Here is a 17,955-nt window from a genome sequence, read left to right as displayed (position 1 = left end):
CCAGAACTATTTCCAAAGACGTGCTGCAAGCGCTCCTGTGGCGCGCTTTGTTCTGTTCCGATCAGGCCGGATCAGTTTACTCACAAACCACGATAGGGTGGTCTGCGGCGAGCTGACGTCACATGGTCAGGCTCGCCTCGGTGGATGTCGGTTGCTCAGCGCGCCGCCACGGCGGGCGTGGGCAGGCGGAGGGCGAAGCGTCCCGGACCCGCGACAGCCAGAGCGACAAGGCCGCCCGCGATGCTGATGTTCTTGTAGAAGTGGATCATCATGTCGTAGCGAAGCGCTCCGTCCATGGTCCAGAAATGATGGCCGATGAAGCCGGTCACCACCGTGTAGAGGGCAAGCGCAATGGCGAGAGGGCTGACCAGCACGCCCAGAACGAGCGCCAGCCCGATCCCAAGCTCGGCCAGTATTGCGACGATCGCCGCGACCGCCGGAACAGGCGCGCCGGTCTGCGCCATGTAGGCGACCGCGCCGGAGTAGTCCGACAGTTTGCCCCAGCCCATGATGATGAACAGGAGAGAGAGTGCGAGGCGAGCGGCGAGAAGAAGGGCGTCGCGGGAGATGATTGCGTTCATGAGAGCGTCTCTTTTCGAGGTCAGGTTCGGCGGGAGCAGTTGTTTTCTTCCCCGCTGTTGCACTCACGATACGATCATGTTTTCCCAAAATAAATGGAAACAATAGAAACTGATCGGTTCCATTTATTTATCATTCTCTCCCGATCCGGCATGCAGGGCATGTTGAGGCGTTGCTTTATGCCGACAGGTCGCCGCGCTGCGCTTTGCTCTCAATCACTGGCGCCGGAGACTCAGTGATCCGCCGAGCAGCAGAAGACGTTATGGCTTCGCATCATCAGAATAATCGTTGGCGTCTAACTGCCTGAATGGTCCTTTTCGGGACGTAAGGTTAGGAGTTTTTTGAATAGCTTTTGGAAGAAAAGTGAAAATGTATCTAACTAAATTGTAGTTTTGGGAGATATCTTACGGGGCGATTGATGCGTTCTTCTGCTGAAAAACCGCATCTTCCACCGTCAATAACCTTGGCGCACTCTGAAAGACGGTTGCGCTTTCCCTGCATGAAGCCGACAGACGGAAGCAGGATCTGAATGGCTCGGGACGACACAAAGCGAACCGGATGGCCGTTCAGGGCAGTTCGACCGCGATGGCGATAGCCTCTCCGCCGCCGATACAGGCCGATGCGACGCCGCGTCGTTCGCCGCGCGCTTCGAGTGCATGGAGCAGCGTAGTGACGATGCGTGCGCCCGTGGCGCCGATCGGATGCCCCAGAGCGCAGGCTCCGCCGTGCACGTTGAGACGCTCTGCGGGAATCTCCAGTTCCTGCCGAGCCAGCATGGCGGTGACGGCGAAGGCTTCATTGACCTCCCAAAGATCGACGTCGCCCACGCTCCAGCCGACGCGCTCCAGCAGAGTGCGCATCGCCGGAACGGGCGCTACCGTGAAGTCACGGGGCGCCATGGAATGAATGGCGAAGCCACGGATCAGCGCCTGAACAGGCAGGCCGAGGCGTTCGGCTGAACTGCGTCGCGCGAGCACGACGGCGGCCCCGCCATCTGCGATGCCCGACGAACTGGCGGCGGTGATGGAGCCGTTCATCCCGAATGCTGGCCGCAGTCCGGGAATTTTCTCTGGTTGCGCCTTCAGGGGGTTCTCATCGGCGTCGATGACGACCTCGCCTTTGCGGGAAGCGACCGTAACGGGCGCGATCTCGGCTGCGAACGCGCCGCTTTCGACCGCGTGGCGGGCGCGCCGTAGGGTTTCAATCGCGTAATCGTCCTGCGCCGCTCGGGTGAAGCCGTTTTCTTCCGCAGTCTTTTCCGCGAAATGCCCCATGAGCTGGCCGGGCTCATAGGCGTCTTCCAGCCCGTCGAGGAACATATGGTCGAAAATCTCGCCATGGCCGAGACGATAGCCGCCGCGCGCCTTGGGGAGGATGTAGGGGGCGTTGGTCATGGACTCGAGACCGCCCGCCACGACCAGTTCGTTTGTTCCGGCGACGAGCGAGTCATGCCCGAAGCCGATCGCCATCATCCCGGAGCCGCAAAGCTTGTTGATCGTGACTGCGCCCGTGCTGAACGGGGCGCCGGCGACGTGGGCGGCCTGTCGAGCCGGATTTTGTCCGAGGCCGGCGGGCAGGACGTTGCCCATGATGACGGTTCCGATTTGAGAGGGCTGCAACCCCGCACGCTCCAGCGCCGCCTTGATCGCGGCCGCGCCCAGTTCGGTCGCCTTCACGCCGTTGAATTGGCCCTGAAACCAGCCGATGGGCGTGCGGGCGGCGCTGACGATGACGATAGGATCTTCAGTGCTCATGACGGGGTTTCCTGAATGGCTGTGACTGGACGTTTTCTGTTGGTCAGGCGGCGGCTAAGACTTGGCGATCGTGACCTGGAAGAGCGGCATTCTTTCCCTGCGCGTGAAACGCCCCTCGGCTCCCCGCGTGATGATTCTGCGTCATGATCCTGCCGTATGCGTTGTTCGCACGCGTGGGAGGGGGTGCGTGCGTCATGTTTTCGAAAGTATAGAGCGTTATTGGGGATTTTGTGTATGATGCACGAGGGTCAGAACCAACCGGCCTCCGGCGCCATGAGCGGGGCGGCGCCCGCTGCGATCTGCCGGGCGAGCGACTGGCTCTGCGGCAGCATACGCGTGGCAAAGAAACGGGCGGTGGCGAGTTTCCGGCGACCCGTCGTCGTGACGTCGCCCACCCGGAGCACCGCGTCTGCGATCCGCAGCCAAAGCCAGCCATACGCCACCAGCGAGAAAAGGCGCAGATAATCGACGGCCGCCGCGTTTCGTTCGTCGGCTTTCGAAAGCGCGCCGCCAAGACGCGCGGTGACGTCATCGAGGTGTCCCAGAGCCTCGGAAAGCGCATCGTGTTCTGTCGCCAGTTCGCTGCGATCCGCCGTGGCCGCCAGAGTTTCGCGGATCAGGCCAAGAAAGCGTCGCAGCGGCGCGCCGTCGTCGAGGTCGAGTTTGCGGACCACCAGGTCCTGCGCCTGTATGCCGTTCGTGCCTTCGTAGATCTGAGTGATGCGGGCGTCACGGACATGCTGCTCCTGCCCCCATTCGCGGATGTAACCGTGTCCGCCCAGCACTTGTTGCCCAAGAACCGCGGCTTCGAAGCCGAAGTCGGTCAGCGCCGCCTTGATGACCGGGGTGAGCAGGGCGACAAGCCCTGCCGCTTCAGCCCGTGCGGCCGCATCGGGGTGAGAGGTTTCCTTGTCCATCTCCAGCGCAGTGAAGAGCACCAGCGCCCGCCCGGCTTCGATGGTCGAAAGCATGATCAGGAGCATCCGGCGAACATCCGGATGGGCGATGATCGGCGCGGTCCCCACTCCGCCCGAAGCGCGGCCCTGAAGACGCTCTTTCGCATAGGCTGCTGCTGTCTGGTACGAGGCGTCAGCCACGCCGAGTCCTTGCACGCCGACGAACAGACGCTCAGCGTTCATCATGGTGAACATGGCGGCGAGCCCCCGATGTGGCTGGCCCACGAGCCAGCCCTGGCAACCGTCGTAGTTCATCACGCAGGTCGGCTGCGCGTGTATGCCCATCTTGTGCTCAAGCGCGCCGACCGAGAGCGTGTTGCGCGCGCCAAGAGATCCGTCTTCGTTCACCAGAAATTTGGGGCAGAGAAAAAGACTGATGCCCTTGGTGCCTGGAGGGGCGTCGGGCAGCCGCGCGAGGACAAGGTGGATGATGTTCTCCGCCATGTCGTGCTCGCCCGAGGAAATGAAGATCTTTGAGCCGGTCACGAAATAAGAGCCGTCTTCGCGTGGCGCGGCCGTGGCCTTCAGAAGGCCGAGATCGGACCCGGCGTTGCCTTCGGTGAGGGCCATGGCGCCCGTCCACTCACCGGAAATCATGCGCGGGAGATAGGTGGATTTGAGATGCTCGTCCGCATGGGCCTCGATGGCCTCGCAGGCGCCGCGCGTCAGACCGGGAAACAGGCCGAAGGAGAGGTTGGCTCCGGACAGCATTTCATCGATCAGAATCTGCACGGCGCGCGGCAGCCCCTGACCGCCGAATTCCGGCGACGCCGAGAGCCCGGTCCAGCCGCCGTCTCGAAACGCCGCGTAAGCCTCGGCGAAGCCCTTTGGCGTCTGGACGACGCCGTCGACCAGACGGCTCCCTTCCTCATCGCCGCTCCGGTTGAGTGGGTGGAGCTTTTCCGCACAGAACTTGCCCGCTTCGTCGAGAATACTCTCGATCATGACGAGGTCCGTCTCAGCATGCGCCGGTAGTTGGGCGAGCGCGCCGGGCGCATCGAGCACGTCGCGCAGTAGAAACATCATGTCGGCGACTGGGGCGGTGTAACTGGGCATGGTCCGCTGATCCTTGGCGTGTAAGGGGCAACAGTTTCGTAAGGCTGGAAGTAAAGGTCGCGTTAGTTCGCGAGAGATGCTGCACTGCCGGTCAGGGAGCAGGGGCGATGTGGCGGCGTCATTGCGTGGCGTCGACGCGTCTGGTCATGCGCCGCGCGACTTCAGGCCACGCGACGCCGCGGATTCGGCCAAGGTGACATTGTGCGCGATCGAGTCCCTGTCCTGCTGTTCCATGTTCGTATCCGACGTTCGAGAGATAAAATCAAACGATTGTTTGTTTCGTAGAGTAAGCATGGCGCATCGTCGGTGTCGATGCCCGTCGTTGGCCGCGGCTGTCACAGATGGTTGAACCGGTCCAATGTTGGTGGTCTTGGAGAGGTCTCGAAAGCTCAACCGCGACACGCCACGTCGACGCCGCGTGTTTATGAGGGCTGACTGTGGGAGCCTACTCTGCTCAGGCTGTGGTCTCGCGGGTTTCGATAAGCGCCGAAATTAACGAAATCCATCCCGCAATCAGAGAATCCCTACGTAGGCCACCCGCCGCCAAGCGCTCTGAAGGAACTGACCGCCGCGCGCGCAGCGTTCGCTCGGTTGAGGGCGAGTTGATCCTGCGAATCAAGAAGTTGCCGGTCTGCGTCGAGCACATCGGTCAAAGGAATGACGCCCGCCTGAAAAGATTGCTCCGAAAGATCGCGTGCGCGGGTCAGGGACACAACCTCGATGCGCAGCTCCTCTGTCCGCTGCTCGCTCTGCACGAGGGTCGTGAAGGCATTTTCTACGTCTTCGGCGGCGTGAAGCACCGTCAACCGGTAACGCGCCAGAGCTTCGGCGTTGGCGCCACGAGCCTGCTGAACTTCGGCGTCGATCTTGCCGAAATCGAATATCCGCCAACGAATGGCGCCCGACCCGGCCGCCTGAAAGCCCGGAGCAGTGAAGAGTCTTTGCGGATTGAGGCTTTGAAAGCCGAGCGCGCCGGATAGAGATAGCTTGGGATAATAATCGCCGAGCGCCTGGCCGATGCGCGCGCTCGACGCCGCCAGACGGCGTTCCGCGGCGAGGATGTCCGGCCTGCGGCGCAGCATCTCAGCGGGCGTGGCGCCGTTAATTGCGGGGATGTCGGGAATGTCGGCGCGTGCGTCCAATTCAGCTGCGTAAGCGCCGGGCTGCGCGCCCATCAGCACGTCCAGGCGATTGAGCTGCGCTTCCAGTGCGATACGGATCAGCGGCGCGCTCTGACGCGCGGATTGCAGCAAAGCTTCGGCCTGCGCGAGTTCGCGCTCATTTGAAACGCCGCTCGCGCGTCTTTGGCGAACCAGATCCAGAAGGTGGCTGTCTACTGCGATCTGTTTTTCAACGACGGCGAGTCGCGCCTGATCGCCCCTGATCTGGAAATAGGCGTCGGCCGCGTCGGCCGCTACCGTGACGCGTTCACCCACGCGCTCCGCCTGCGCAGCCTGCTCTTCATCCCGCGCGGCTTCCTGCCCGCGTCGCAGACCGCCGAACAGGTCGATCTCCCAGCTTGCTGCGCCGCTGACGTCATAAGTGCGATAGTCGCGGTGGGAACCGGGAATTGTTCGAACCACATGTCCGATCAGGCTTTCATGCGACATCCTGTTTGCAGACGCTTCGGGAGCGAAATCCAGTGTCGGCAACAGGCGCGCCGTCGCCGCCTCGGCCGCGCCGCTTGCCTGACGGACGCGGGCGAGTGCGGCTGCGAGGTCGAGATTTTGACTCAATACACGCTGCTCAATGCGAACAAGTTCCGGGTCGTGAAACCCGTTCCACCATGCGTCCAGAGACGGAGCCGACGACGGCGCGGCACGGCGCGCGTTCACGGCTGCGGCGCTATGAAATGTATCGAGATGGGGGTTCGGCGTTTTGTAATCCGGCCCGACAGCGCAGGCGGATGACGTGAGCGCCAGAGACAATGCGATGCCGGGCCTTAACCAGCCGACAGTCTTGCGAACAGGCGAAGAGATGACGTCCTGTTCCGCCGGGCGATGGGTGATCATCATGGATGCTCGACTTTCGAGGGGAGTCGGACATGGACTGTCCGGCTGTAGTCGAGTGACCAATAGACATTATCGTCACTCGTTGTCAATTCGCCCCGCGTGGCCTACTTACAAAGCGCGAACCGTCAGCCACAGGAGTCAGGATGCGTACGCCCCAAAACGGACAGCGCGGCCCGGTGGACCACGAGCGTCGGGATCAGATCATCGCGGCGGCCATCGAACACTTCGGGCATTACGGGTACAAGAAGACCACGATCGCGGATCTGGCCGATGCAATCGGTCTTTCGAAAGCGTATATTTACAAATTCTTCGAATCGAAACGCGCGATCGGAGAGGCGATATGCGCGCTTCAGCACGACCGGATGCGCGAAGACGTGCAGGTGATCGTTGACGACGGGAAGGCGGCTTCGGACCGGATGCGCCGGGTCTTTCTGGCGCTTGCACGCAGTACCCTCCTTCTGTTCTCACACGAACGGAGGCTGCACGACATCGTATATTCGGCCGTGGAGGAAGAATGGCCATCTTCGAAGTTCTTTCATGAAGCGTTGCGCGCCATGGTGGAGCGTCTGATTCACGAAGGGCGCGATGGCGGCGAGTTCGAGCGCAAAACGCCGGTCGACGAGACCTGCAACGCCATAATGCTCGTTCTGCAATCCATCTATCATCCTCTTCTGCTTGAGCAGCACATGGACACGCTGGAGGGCGATGCGGCGGTGCTGGCGAATCTCGTTCTGCGAAGTCTCGCCCCCTGAGGCGGTAGAAAACCGAGTTGTGACCAATTGACAATATGGTCACTCGTGTACAATTTAGGCTCCCTAACCCAGTGGGAGCCAGATCATGGCTGGAACACGCCTTTCCCTTCTCGCTGCAGCCAGTCTTTGCGCCGCATTCGGGCTGTCGGCCTGTAAACAAAAAAACGAGCCAGATCCCCGCACGGCCGAGCGCATCGTCGAGGTCGTGCGGATCGACCCGACGGCGCCCGGCGGGCATGTCTACACTGGGGTTGTAGCGGCGCACGTGCAAAGCGATCTCGGGTTCCGGGTTTCCGGCAAGATTGTCGAGAGACTGGTCGACGCTGGACAGACTGTTTCCAAAGGACAGGCGCTGATGCGTCTTGATCCAACGGATTATGTCCATGCAGTGACGACGCAGGTTGGCGGCGTGGCCTCGCTGCAGGCGCGCTGGAATCAGACTGCAGCCGACGAACATCGCTATCGCGGTCTGGTGGCGACCGGCGCTGTCTCGGCTTCGGTCTACGATCAGATCAAGGCGGCTGCCGACAGCGCCCGCGCTCAGCTTGATGCGGCGATCGCTCAGGAAAAAATAGCGCGAAATCAGGATGATTACGCTTTCCTTCGTGCGGATGCGGATGGCGTAGTCGTTCAGACGCTGGCGGAGCCGGGCCATGTCGTCGCAGCAGGTCAGACGGTTATCGTGCTGGCGCATGCGGGTCCGCGTGAAGCGTCGGTCGAACTGCCAGAAGGTGTGCGTCCCGCTCTGCATTCGACGGCGCAGGCGGAGCTGTACGGGAACAGGCTCAGCGTAATTGCGCGTCTGCGGCAACTGTCCGACGCAGCGGACCCGCGCACCCGCACGTTCGAGGCCCGTTACGTCATGGAGGGCGCGGGCGCAGAAGCGCCACTCGGAACGACGGTGCGCGTTCGCCTGCCTGATGCGAACGATGTTCCGGCTACCTTCGTCGTGCCGCTAGGCGCGATTGACGACGAAGGGAAAGGTCCCGGAGTCTGGAGCGTGGACGGAGGCGCGTCGACGGTCAGCTTTCATCCCGTGAAACTCGCCAGCATCGGGGATGAGACGGCGACGATCGTTCCTGAGGCCGATCTTCGGCCGGGTATGCTGATCGTGGCTGTAGGCGGTCATTATCTGCATGTTGGGGAACATGTTCAGACCGCTTCGACGAAAGTCGCGATGCAATGAGCGGGTTTAACCTCTCCGCCCTCGCGGTGCGCGAGCGTGGAATCACGCTGTTCCTGATCGTAGCGCTGGCGTTATCGGGAGCTTTCGCCTTTTTCAGCCTTGGTCGCGCGGAGGATCCGGCTTTTACAGTCAAGACTCTGACTGTGACGGCTGTCTGGCCCGGCGCTACTGCGAAGGAGATGCAGGATCTTGTGGCGGATCCTCTTGAAAAGCGCGTGCAGGAACTGCAATGGTACGATCGTGTGGAGACGTTGGCGCGTCCCGGCGTGGCGTTGATGATGGTCACGCTCAAGGATAAAATTCCGCCCGCCGCCGTGCCGGAACAATTCTATCAGATTCGCAAAAAGCTGTACGACACCATGCCGCTTCTGCCTCAGGGCGTGCAGGGGCCGTTCGTCAATGACGAATATTCAGATGTCGATTTTGCGGTCTATGCGCTGGATGGGCACGGACTGCCTGAACATCTCCTGGTTCGGCAGGCGGAAACCGTGCGGCAGCGTCTTCTGCATGTCCCCGGCGTGCGCAAGGTCGACATCGTCGGGGAGCGTCCGGAGAGGATATTCGTCAATTTCTCTAACGCCAGACTAACGACACTGGGGATCGGCGCGCAGGATGTATTCGCCGCGCTGCGTCGCCAGAATGCTGTGACGCCTGCGGGTTCGATCGATACGCGTGGTCCGCAGGTCTTCGTGCGTCTGGACGGGGCGCTGGACGATTTGCAGAAAATCCGAGACATCCCGATTACCGCAGAAGGCAGGACATTCAAGATGTCCGATATCGCGACAGTTGAGCGTGGATATGAGGACCCGCCAACCTATCTTGTCCGGCATAACGGGGAGCAGACGCTGATCCTGAACGTCGTCATGCAAGACCATTGGAACGGGCTGAAGCTGGGCGAATCTCTGGCCGCCGCGGAAGTGGCCCTTGGCGCAGGGCTGCCGTCTGGAGTCACCTTGACGAAGATTGTCGATCAGGCCGGAATTATTCACGCCGCAGTCGGCGAGTTCATGCTGAAATTCTTCGTCGCGCTGGCTGTGGTGATGGTCGTGAGTCTGCTCAGTCTCGGGTGGCGCGTCGGTATTGTCGTTGCGGCGGCTGTGCCGCTGACGCTGTCGATCGTCATGGTGATCATGCTGGTGACAGGTCGGGCTCTCGATCGAATTACGCTAGGGGCGCTGATCATTTCACTCGGGCTTCTTGTCGACGACGCGATCATCGCGATTGAAATGATGGTGGTGAAGCTGGAGGAGGGTTACGAACGAACGAAAGCTGCCGCCTATGCATGGAGTCATACGGCGGCGCCGATGCTGGCGGGCACTCTGGTGACGATCATCGGTTTTACGCCTGTTGGCTTCGCCCGGTCGACCGCGGGAGAATATGCAGGGAATATTTTCTGGATCGTCGGTTACGCGCTGCTGACTTCCTGGTTCGTGGCCGTGGTGTTCACGCCTTATCTTGGCGTGAAGCTGTTGCCGGATATCAAAAAAATCGACGGCGCTTACGAACATATCTACGCCACGCCGAATTATCAGCGCTTCCGTCGTCTTATGGTGTGGGTCGTCCGTCGCAAGTTTCTGGTGGCTGGAACCGTTTTGTCGTTGTTCGTGCTGTCTGTCTTGGGTATGGGCGCTGTTCGTCAACAATTCTTTCCCAGTTCGGACCGTCCAGAATTGCTGGCTGAGGTGCAGATGTCGGAGGGAACAAGCATCGAGACGACCACACGGGTTACCGCTCGTGTGGAGGCGTGGCTGAAAAAACAGCCGGAAGCGAAGATCGTCACCAGCTATGTCGGAGCGGGTGCTCCCCGTTTTTTCCTGGCCTATAACCCGGAGTTGCCAGACCCGGCCTTCGCGAAAATTGTGGTCCTGACGCCGAACGCTGAGGCCCGCGATCACCTGCGCGATCGTATGAGACAGGCGGTGGCGCAGGGCATCGCTCCCGATGCGCGAATTCGTGTGACGCAGTTTGTCTTCGGTCCGTACACGCATTTTCCGATCATGTTCCGGGTTATGGGGCCGGACGCCGATCGAGTGCGTAGCATCGCTGCGCAGGTGAGCGACGTCATGCGACACAACCCTGACACGCGACAGGTGAACACCGACTGGGGCGAACGTGCGCAGACCGTGCATTTCGTGCTGGATCAGGCGCGCCTGCAACTGATCGGTCTGTCGCCGCAGGAGGCGTCGGAGCAAATCCAGTTTCTGTTGCTGGGCGCTCCTGTGACGCAGGTGCGTGAGGATATCCGGGCGGTGGATCTTGTGGTTCGCAGCGCGGGGCGCGATCGTCTTGATCCTGCGCGACTGGGCGATATGAGCATCAGTAACCGGACAGGCCAGCTGATTCCGCTCAGCCAGATTGGGCATGTGGAGATCGACGCGGAAGATCCAGTCCTGCGGCGACGGGATCGGGTTCCGACGATCACGGTGCAAAGCGACATCGACGAGGGCATGCAACCACCGCAGGTCGCTGCGGCGATTAATCAGGCGCTGGCCCCGGTGCGGGCGGTGTTGCCGCCCGGTTATCGCATCGAGGTCGGCGGCAATGCGGAGGAATCCGGAAAGGCGAAAGCAGCGCTGGCGCCGATTTTCCCGGTTATGATTTTGCTGACCCTGATTGTTCTGGTGTTCGAGACACGCTCGATCTCAGGTATGCTCATGGTGTTTCTCACGGCGCCGCTGGGCTTGATCGGGACAGTGCCGACTCTGCTGATCTTTCATCAGCCCTTCGGTTTTAACGCGATCCTCGGGCTGATCGGTCTGTCGGGAATCCTGATGCGCAATACGTTGATCCTGCTCGGGCAGATCAAGGTGAATCAAGCGGCGGGGCTCGATCCATTCCACTCGGTGGTCGAGGCGACTGTGCAGCGCGCGCGTCCTGTCATTCTGACGGCATTGGCCGCCGTGCTCGCCTTCATCCCGTTGACGGAATCCGTATTCTGGGGATCGTTGGCTTATACTCTGATCGGCGGTACCGCAGCAGGCACCGGACTGATCCTGATGTTCCTGCCTGCGCTTTATGCAATCTGGTACCGCATAAAGCCGTCAGGGGGGCCTGCTCCGGACAAACCGGAGAGTCCGTTTGAGCCAGCGGCGCCGCCGTGAGGCTGCTGGTCTCCCCCACCATCTCGGCTGATTTATGCTGGCGTCCGCATGGTATGCGTTAGTGAGCAGGTTTCTGGCTCTTGGCGGCCTGTTCTTCCAGCGTCTGGTGCGCACGCCAGATCAGATACTGGCGGATCGTCTCGATTTCCTCGGGCGACAGCGATTTGTCGAAACGGTCCATGCCGAAGGCCTCGAGCGCGCCCTTGCCGACGATGGATTCGAATGCGCTTTTGTCGGCGATCGCTGACGAGTAGCGCAGATCCGGCAGAACGCCGTTCGACTGGGCGAGATTTCCGTGACACCACTGGCAATACAACGCGAACTGTCGACTGCCTGCGAGTGCGCTCTTCCTGTCATAGTCGTGGGGCGGGGATAGGGGCGGCAAAGGCACAATCTGTGCAGGCGGCAGGCTGTCCGTGCCGTCCAGAGTAAACGCAAGGATGCGGGAGTGATTGGCGGAGCCAAGCTTCCGTCGCTCAAGACCGCTTGGGTAAAGTCCGTAACCGCCGCCCCAGCCTACCTCCACGGCGACATATTGCTTGCCATTTGCAAGGTAGCTGACAGGGGGGGCGAGAATGCCGCTTTGCGCGTCGAAGGAAAACAGATCCTTTCCGCTGCGGGCGTCGAAGGCGTGAAATTGCCCATTCGCCAAACCCTGAAACACGACATCGCCTGCCGTCGCGAGAAGGCCGCCGTTGATCGGATCGGTTCCCTCTGGCGTGCGCCAGGCCGCGCGCTGACGCACGGGGTCCCAAGCCACCAGCCAGCCGCGCAAATCTTTGGTGATTTTCGCTAGCGACTGATAAGAATCCCGTGCGTCGCTTGCGTCGGTTTCCTCGCCCAGATTCCACGCGTCCGGATGAACTTCCATTGTGTGGGCTGTCTGATAGAAATCTGGAGCCTGCTGAACCGGGATATAGACGTATCCGGTCCTCGGGCTGTACGCCATCTCCGGCACGCCGTGTGCGCCCATTGTGCCGGGGAAGCCGTACCAGAGGTTCCCTTTCGTGGAATAAAGCGCGTCGGGGGTAAAAAGAGGCCGCCCGGTCTTGGGATCCAGCCCCTTTGCCCAGTTGACGTAGACAAAGTTCTTTCCGGACAGAAATTCGCCGGTCTTGGCGTCAAGAATATAGAAAAATCCGTTTTTGGGCGCGTGCGCGATCACATGCCGCATGGCGCCGTTGATCGGCAAGTCCAGCGTCATGATATGCTGGACGGAGGTATAGTCCCACTGATCTTTGGGCGTTTCCTGAAAATGCCACACATATTCGCCTGTATCGGGTTTGACGGCGATGATGCTGGAGAGAAACAGGTTGTCGCCCTTGCCTTCCGATCGCAGGAGGTAGCTCCATGGGGAGCCGTTTCCGGTGCCGATATAGATTAAATTCGTGACAGGGTCATAGACGATTGAGTCCCACGCGGTGCCACCGCCGCCCTGCGTGAGCCACGCGCCGCCCTTGCTCCAGGTAGGATACGCCACCTTGCGCAATACATCGTCAGAGGCCGCGTGGTCCGGTGCGTTATGTGCGTTCGGCACGGTGTAGAAACGCCATGACAGCTTGCCGGTCTCGGCGTTGAAGGCGGAGATAAATCCGCGCGCGCCCAGTTCCGCTCCGCCATTGCCGATGACGATCTGCCCTTTAGCGGCAAGCGGCGCGCCGGTGATGGTGTAGGAGCGTTGCGAGCCGAGGTCGGCGTCGTGCGGGATCGTATCGACGCTCCACACGACATGTCCGTCATGCTTGTCCAGCGCGATAAGACGGTTGTCGTACGTCGCCACATAAATCTTGTCGTTCCAGAGCGCGGGGCCGCGGTTCACCACGTCGCAACATCCCTTGTCGGCGAACGTGCGTACGACCTTGGGATCGTATGACCACAGCAGTTTGCCCGTCGCCGCGTCGACTGCCTTGACCATGCTCCAGGCCGTTGTCTCGTACATCACGCCGCCCTCGATGATCGGCGACCCTTCCTGCCCCCGGTTGGTGTCGAGATCGAGATGCCACGCCAGATGCAAGCTGCCGACATTGTGGACGTTGATCGCATCGAGTGGGCTGTAACGCTGTTCAGACCACGTTCGTCCGTGCCCCAGCCATTCGCCCGGATGCTCGTCCGCATGCGTTATGGCGTCGCCGGTGGACGCGCCCGCGCCGGTTTCCGCGCGGGCAGTCAACGCGGCGGAGACAAGCAAACACAGGGTGAGCGCCGTCTGACCGAGCAGGGCTCCGGCGCGGCGGGTCAAGGGCCTCGGGGCGCGGGGGCGATGGGGCATGTGGCGTCTCACTCTCAACCGTATGGCGACGACAAGCCGCCCTCATTGTTCTGAGGCGCGAACGATATGCACGGCGCGCCGTTGCCACAAGGGATGCGGCCTCTCTTCATCTCGTTGAATAATCTTCAAGCGAGAAAGGAAAAACCTATGCAGGCGCCGTGATCGGCGGCGAGGCGTTCATGGCGGCCAATTCTGATCTGACAATGTTGCGATTGCGTCCGAATTGGCTTGCAACTGATTATTATATCCATTATCACGTTGATATAACATGATTTTTTCATTGCGCGTCATCATATCATGCGATACATAGACCCGCAGATTTACTCGAACGGACCAGGAAGAAGCGCGTTATGGCCATCAAAGACCCGAAGGTTGTCGAATACCTCAACCTGCAGCTCACCAACGAACTGACAGCGATCAACCAGTACTTCCTCCATGCCCGGACCCTGCGTCACTGGGGCGTCACGCTTCTTGGCAAGAAGGAATACGAGGAATCCATCGAAGAAATGCGTCACGCCGATTGGCTGATCGAGCGCATCCTCTACCTCGGCGGCCTCCCGAACGTACAGCGCCTGAACACGATCCTGATCGGTCAGGACGTCAAGGAAATCCTCGAATGCGATCTGAAGCTCGAAGAGAAGGCGCTCGCCGATCTTCGCGATGGAATCGCATATTGCGAGAGCGTCCGTGATTACGTTTCTCGTGACCTGTTGCTGAAGATTCTCGATAACGAAGAAGAGCACGAGGACTATCTGGATCGTCAGTTCGACCTGATCAAGCAGATCGGGATCGAGCGTTACATTCAGCTCAACTCCGCACCGGCCCCCGATCAGGAGTAAGGCTAGCGTTGGCAGGCGGCCCGGCTCCCGGTGAGGAGCGGGTGCGTCTGGCCAAGGCGCAAATGTCGTTCGCCGTCCTTACCAGACGTAGCGAGGGGCTTTGCTTCTGAAAAACGCCAAGGGCGCAAGATGCTGCTTACGCGGTATCTTGCGCCTTTGGCGCATCGGAGCGTCTGTGTGTGTTGGACGCGACCTGTTAGGCGCCTTGAGGGGTGATCATGGCCCGCAAAACTGCGGGCTTTTTTTCATCGTGGCATAGCAAGACGGGCGCGTCGTTCGGATTTTATGCGCCACGATTGCCGAAGACGGTAGAGAATGGCCGTCGAACGCTCTCCACTGGTGATGACACGTGTGAACGCCATCTGCGCGGACCGTTATGTTGTCGCTGGCGCCACGGCTGCGATGATCGCCGCTCCCTTGGGGCTGCCAAGGCCAGTGACCGGGTCCCACCCTTTTGCCGCAGAATAGCCGTTGTTGTCGCCGGAGACGATGTCATTGAACGCTGTGGGCGTTGCGTAAAGTCGGGCGTTCACAAAACCGGCGGGGTGGCCATTTTTCTCGTTGGCCAGGGCGATCAGCGCGGCCCAGAGGGGCGCTACAGCGCTGGTGCCGCCGATGACTGTCGAGGTTCCGTCCACCGTTACCTGATAACCCGTCTCCGGGTCGGCGTTTCCCGCGACATCCGGCACGCCGCGATAGGACTCGTCATTGCCGCTCTGCCAGTCGGGTTTTGTGAAATGCGTCGAGTAACCGCCGCCGGTCGCGCCGCCTGACGCGCCGTCGTTCCAGACGACCTCGCCGCCCGAACGTGGCAGGCGAGTGCCGCCACAGCCCAGAGCGTGCGGACTGGACGCCGGAAAATCGACCATATAGGTCTGGTCCGTGCCGTCCGACGCGCCGTTGTCGCCCGATGCGACTGTTACAGTCACGCCCATGGCGCCTGCCGCCTGCATGGTCTGGTCCATCGCGTCCATATCCTGAGCTTCCCAGCCGCTCTCCGGGCCGCCCCAACTTATGGAAATGACGCCTGGCGCGTTGGCCTTGTCATGCACGGCGGTGTTCAGTGCGTCGAAGAAACCGCTGCCCTGGTTGGGGCCAAAATAGACGGCGATGTTGGCGCCGGGCGCGACGGATCCCGCGACTTCTATGTCGAGCTGAACTTCTCCGTCCGCGCCGCTGGGGTCATTTTCGGGTGCGTTGGAAGCGCGGTCTACGCTGACTGCTGTCAACGTTCCGGTGCGACTGACGCCCAGAGTTTTGAAATAGGCCGCCATCTGCGAGGCTTGATATCCGCCGCCCAGTTCGATGAGGCCGATCGTCTGCCCCCTGCCGGTGACGTCTGTCGGAAATCCATAATGCTTGGCAACGTCCACGGGAGACCAGGACGATGTGGATCGCGCCGCTGCGCTGACCACCGAGGCTCCCTGAGTTGTAGCGTTGCCCCCCGATGCAAGCAGACGCCGAAAATGCGCGCGTGCGACCGGGCGTTCATCGAAGCCCATGACGGCGACCACGTCGTCGCTTAGCTCCGGAGGGAGGGTCAAAGACCCTTCTCGCGCCATCGCGGGCTCGGCGCGCCCGGCGAAGCGGTACAGTCCCAGTTTCTCGGGCCGAAAAGCGGCGCAGGCCTGCTTCACCGTGCCAGACACCCGCACAACATGCTGGGCCGCGTCCGCCAGATCGACTGTCATGCCGTGCGCGCGGGCATACGCTTCGACGCGCGAGATGGCGTCGGCGCTGGCTCCGTGTCGGGTCGCAAACTCCTCACGACTCAACGGCGCGGCGGTGGGGTCGATCGGCGTCGCAGGCTTGAGCACGATGGTCAGATGAATCGTGCGATCCTGCGGCACGTCCCCCACGCGTGCGCAATCTGGATGCGTCGCGCTGACGGGGCGGGCGAAACTTCTCGCGAATGGAAGTGGCTTACTGGCTGTCATGGCTCAGTCCTTTGTTGTCGAACATCGGGAAAGCGAGTTGCTGCAGCCGCCGATCCTGAGAGACTCGAAGCGAAACCCGCCGCGGCATCATGAGCGTCTCCGCCGGGCATGACAGCCGTCAGGGTGCAAACGCTGGGACGGCGTTGCCGTTCGCTTTGGGCTTTTTCGTCCGGAGGAATCGGAGGTGTTTTGCGCAGGCGTGTCACGGTCTGAATTTTCTGTATGTGTTTGTGGATAAATTATGGTGGTTATATACTTCCTTGACCCAATCTGATTTCCCCGCCATCTAGGGCGAATGGAGCGCAGTGCCCCCACAAAGCAGCACTTCAACAGCCTCATCCAGATGATGAAGGCCATCCCCGATGAGCAGGCCGCCATCGACCATTTCACAGTGATCCGCTGGAAGCATGGCGCGTTCTGCCCTCAGTGCGGTTCCACTAAGGTTTATCACTTTTCAGATCGCCGCACCCACAAGTGCGGCGACTGCCGTAAGCGGTTTTCGATTAAGGTCGGCACGATCTTTGAGGATAGCAAGATCGGTTTGCGCGAATGGATGCTCGCCGTTTGGCTTATCACCAGCCACAAGAAGGGCATCGCCAGCACGCAGCTCGCCAAGGATATTGGGGTCACGCAGAAAACCGCGTGGTTCATGCTGCACCGGTTGCGCTATGCCGCGCAAACAAAGTCCTTCAATCGCCCGCTGGATGGCGAGGCTGACGAAACGTTCATTGGCGGTGACCTTTGGAAATACGCGTTACTCATCATGTCCGTCCGGACGAATGGCGAGATTTCCACCAGCGATCTGATTGAGGCCCTACCAAGCTACGTGAAGCTTTCCGACGACCATTCGACGGCAAATGCGAGCCGGAAGGACTCGAAGTTCTCCCAGATTGTGCGCAACCTAAAGTCGCACAAGGCTGTCAAAATCAATTTCATCTATCAGGGATATGCGCAAGACGTCCCCGGCGGATTCAAGATCACCCGAAAAGGGCTCGATTTCGTCCGCGAATATTTCAAGAACTGATCGTGGCAACCGCCAAACAAGACCTTGGCGCGTTCGGCGAGATGATCGTCGCGAAGAAATGCGACTGTCCGCGCTGCAAGCGGCCGAAAACACTCAAACGCCTTCCGCCGAACTTCAAGTGCGCGGACCTGATTTGCGATTTCTGTGGCTTCTTAGCGCAAGTGAAGGCCATGACATCGGCAGATGCAGAAACGCTCCCGCGCATGATATTGGGAGCAGCGTGGGGGCCGCAAAAGGATCGGATGGATGCGGCAATCTACTTCCCGCTCTATCTCGTTTTGGCGACTGCCGACCTGAAGCGATATTCAATCCACTATCTGTCAGCAGACCTGCAGCCGCCCGAACTCTTCCAACCGCGAAAGCCGCTGTCGGAGACCGCGCGCCGCGCTGGATGGCAGGGCTTCATGTACGACCTGCGGACCGTAGTTGGTCGGCTGGTCAGGCTAGGGCCTGTTAGGTCTTGAGATGATCTGCCGTTGCTGCAATGCAG

At 60.7% G+C, this 17,955-nt stretch carries 12 protein-coding genes; 6 read left to right on the top strand and 6 right to left on the bottom strand.

Annotation, left to right across the window (positions count from 1 at the left end; all coding sequences use genetic code 11):
• Positions 1-155: 155 nt before the first annotated feature.
• From HK28_RS03560 to HK28_RS03545, 4 genes are all read right to left on the bottom strand, one after another.
• On the bottom strand, positions 156-581 hold the full coding sequence (locus HK28_RS03560) for a DoxX family protein (protein WP_086643247.1): 426 nt from the start codon (positions 579-581) through the stop codon (positions 156-158).
• A 564-nt stretch (positions 582-1,145) separates the two neighbouring features.
• A complete protein-coding gene (locus HK28_RS03555) occupies positions 1,146-2,333 on the bottom strand; it encodes an acetyl-CoA C-acyltransferase (RefSeq protein ID WP_086643246.1) in 1,188 nt (395 codons plus the stop codon).
• Between the two features lie 248 nt (positions 2,334-2,581).
• Entirely contained in the window at positions 2,582-4,345 is a 1,764-nt protein-coding gene (locus tag HK28_RS03550; protein ID WP_086643245.1) for an acyl-CoA dehydrogenase C-terminal domain-containing protein, read from the bottom strand.
• Between the two features lie 524 nt (positions 4,346-4,869).
• Positions 4,870-6,360 (bottom strand): efflux transporter outer membrane subunit, encoded by a 1,491-nt coding sequence (locus HK28_RS03545; protein WP_233140326.1) that lies wholly within the window; start codon positions 6,358-6,360, stop codon positions 4,870-4,872.
• Positions 6,361-6,500: 140 nt separating this feature from the next.
• On the opposite strand from HK28_RS03545, the gene HK28_RS03540 reads away from it, so the two are divergent.
• The 3 genes from HK28_RS03540 to HK28_RS03530 all read left to right on the top strand — a co-directional run bounded on the left by HK28_RS03540 (position 6,501) and on the right by HK28_RS03530 (position 11,396).
• Positions 6,501-7,109 (top strand): TetR/AcrR family transcriptional regulator, encoded by a 609-nt coding sequence (locus HK28_RS03540; protein ID WP_086643244.1) that lies wholly within the window; start codon positions 6,501-6,503, stop codon positions 7,107-7,109.
• An 85-nt stretch (positions 7,110-7,194) separates the two neighbouring features.
• Positions 7,195-8,295 carry an efflux RND transporter periplasmic adaptor subunit gene (locus HK28_RS03535; RefSeq protein WP_086643243.1) on the top strand — a complete coding sequence of 367 codons (1,101 nt, stop codon included), beginning with the start codon at positions 7,195-7,197 and terminating at the stop codon, positions 8,293-8,295.
• The gene (locus HK28_RS03530; RefSeq protein WP_086643242.1) at positions 8,292-11,396 is read left to right on the top strand and encodes an efflux RND transporter permease subunit; all 3,105 of its coding nucleotides are present in this window, start codon (positions 8,292-8,294) and stop codon (positions 11,394-11,396) included. The genes HK28_RS03535 and HK28_RS03530 overlap by 4 nt, the downstream gene beginning before the upstream one ends.
• Positions 11,397-11,454: 58 nt before the next feature.
• On the opposite strand, the gene HK28_RS03525 is transcribed toward HK28_RS03530, so the two are convergent.
• The gene (locus HK28_RS03525) at positions 11,455-13,665 is read right to left on the bottom strand and encodes a PQQ-dependent dehydrogenase, methanol/ethanol family (protein ID WP_086643241.1); all 2,211 of its coding nucleotides are present in this window, start codon (positions 13,663-13,665) and stop codon (positions 11,455-11,457) included.
• A gap of 350 nt (positions 13,666-14,015) precedes the next feature.
• Here HK28_RS03525 and bfr point away from each other — a divergent pair, with 350 nt between their 5' ends.
• On the top strand, positions 14,016-14,504 hold the full coding sequence (bfr, locus tag HK28_RS03520; RefSeq protein ID WP_086643240.1) for a bacterioferritin: 489 nt from the start codon (positions 14,016-14,018) through the stop codon (positions 14,502-14,504).
• Positions 14,505-14,878: 374 nt separating this feature from the next.
• On the opposite strand, the gene HK28_RS03515 is transcribed toward bfr, so the two are convergent.
• Complete coding sequence (locus HK28_RS03515; protein ID WP_086643239.1) at positions 14,879-16,441, bottom strand: protease pro-enzyme activation domain-containing protein; 1,563 nt, start codon at positions 16,439-16,441, stop codon at positions 14,879-14,881.
• Between the two features lie 295 nt (positions 16,442-16,736).
• Between HK28_RS03515 and HK28_RS14110 the strand changes: the two genes are divergently transcribed.
• Positions 16,737-17,465, top strand: coding sequence for a transposase (locus tag HK28_RS14110; RefSeq protein ID WP_198945780.1), 729 nt, complete (start codon positions 16,737-16,739; stop codon positions 17,463-17,465).
• 2 nt (positions 17,466-17,467) lie between these two features.
• Positions 17,468-17,929: a DpnI domain-containing protein gene (locus HK28_RS03505; RefSeq protein ID WP_198945779.1), complete on the top strand. Its 462-nt coding sequence runs from the start codon at positions 17,468-17,470 to the stop codon at positions 17,927-17,929.
• The last annotated feature ends 26 nt before the right edge of the window (positions 17,930-17,955 follow it).

It is taken from the genome of Acetobacter sp. DsW_063 (assembly GCF_002153745.1).
Taxonomy (GTDB): domain Bacteria; phylum Pseudomonadota; class Alphaproteobacteria; order Acetobacterales; family Acetobacteraceae; genus Acetobacter.
The sequence above is the reverse complement of the archived record's forward strand: the minus strand, read 5'-3'. Positions and strand labels throughout refer to the sequence as shown.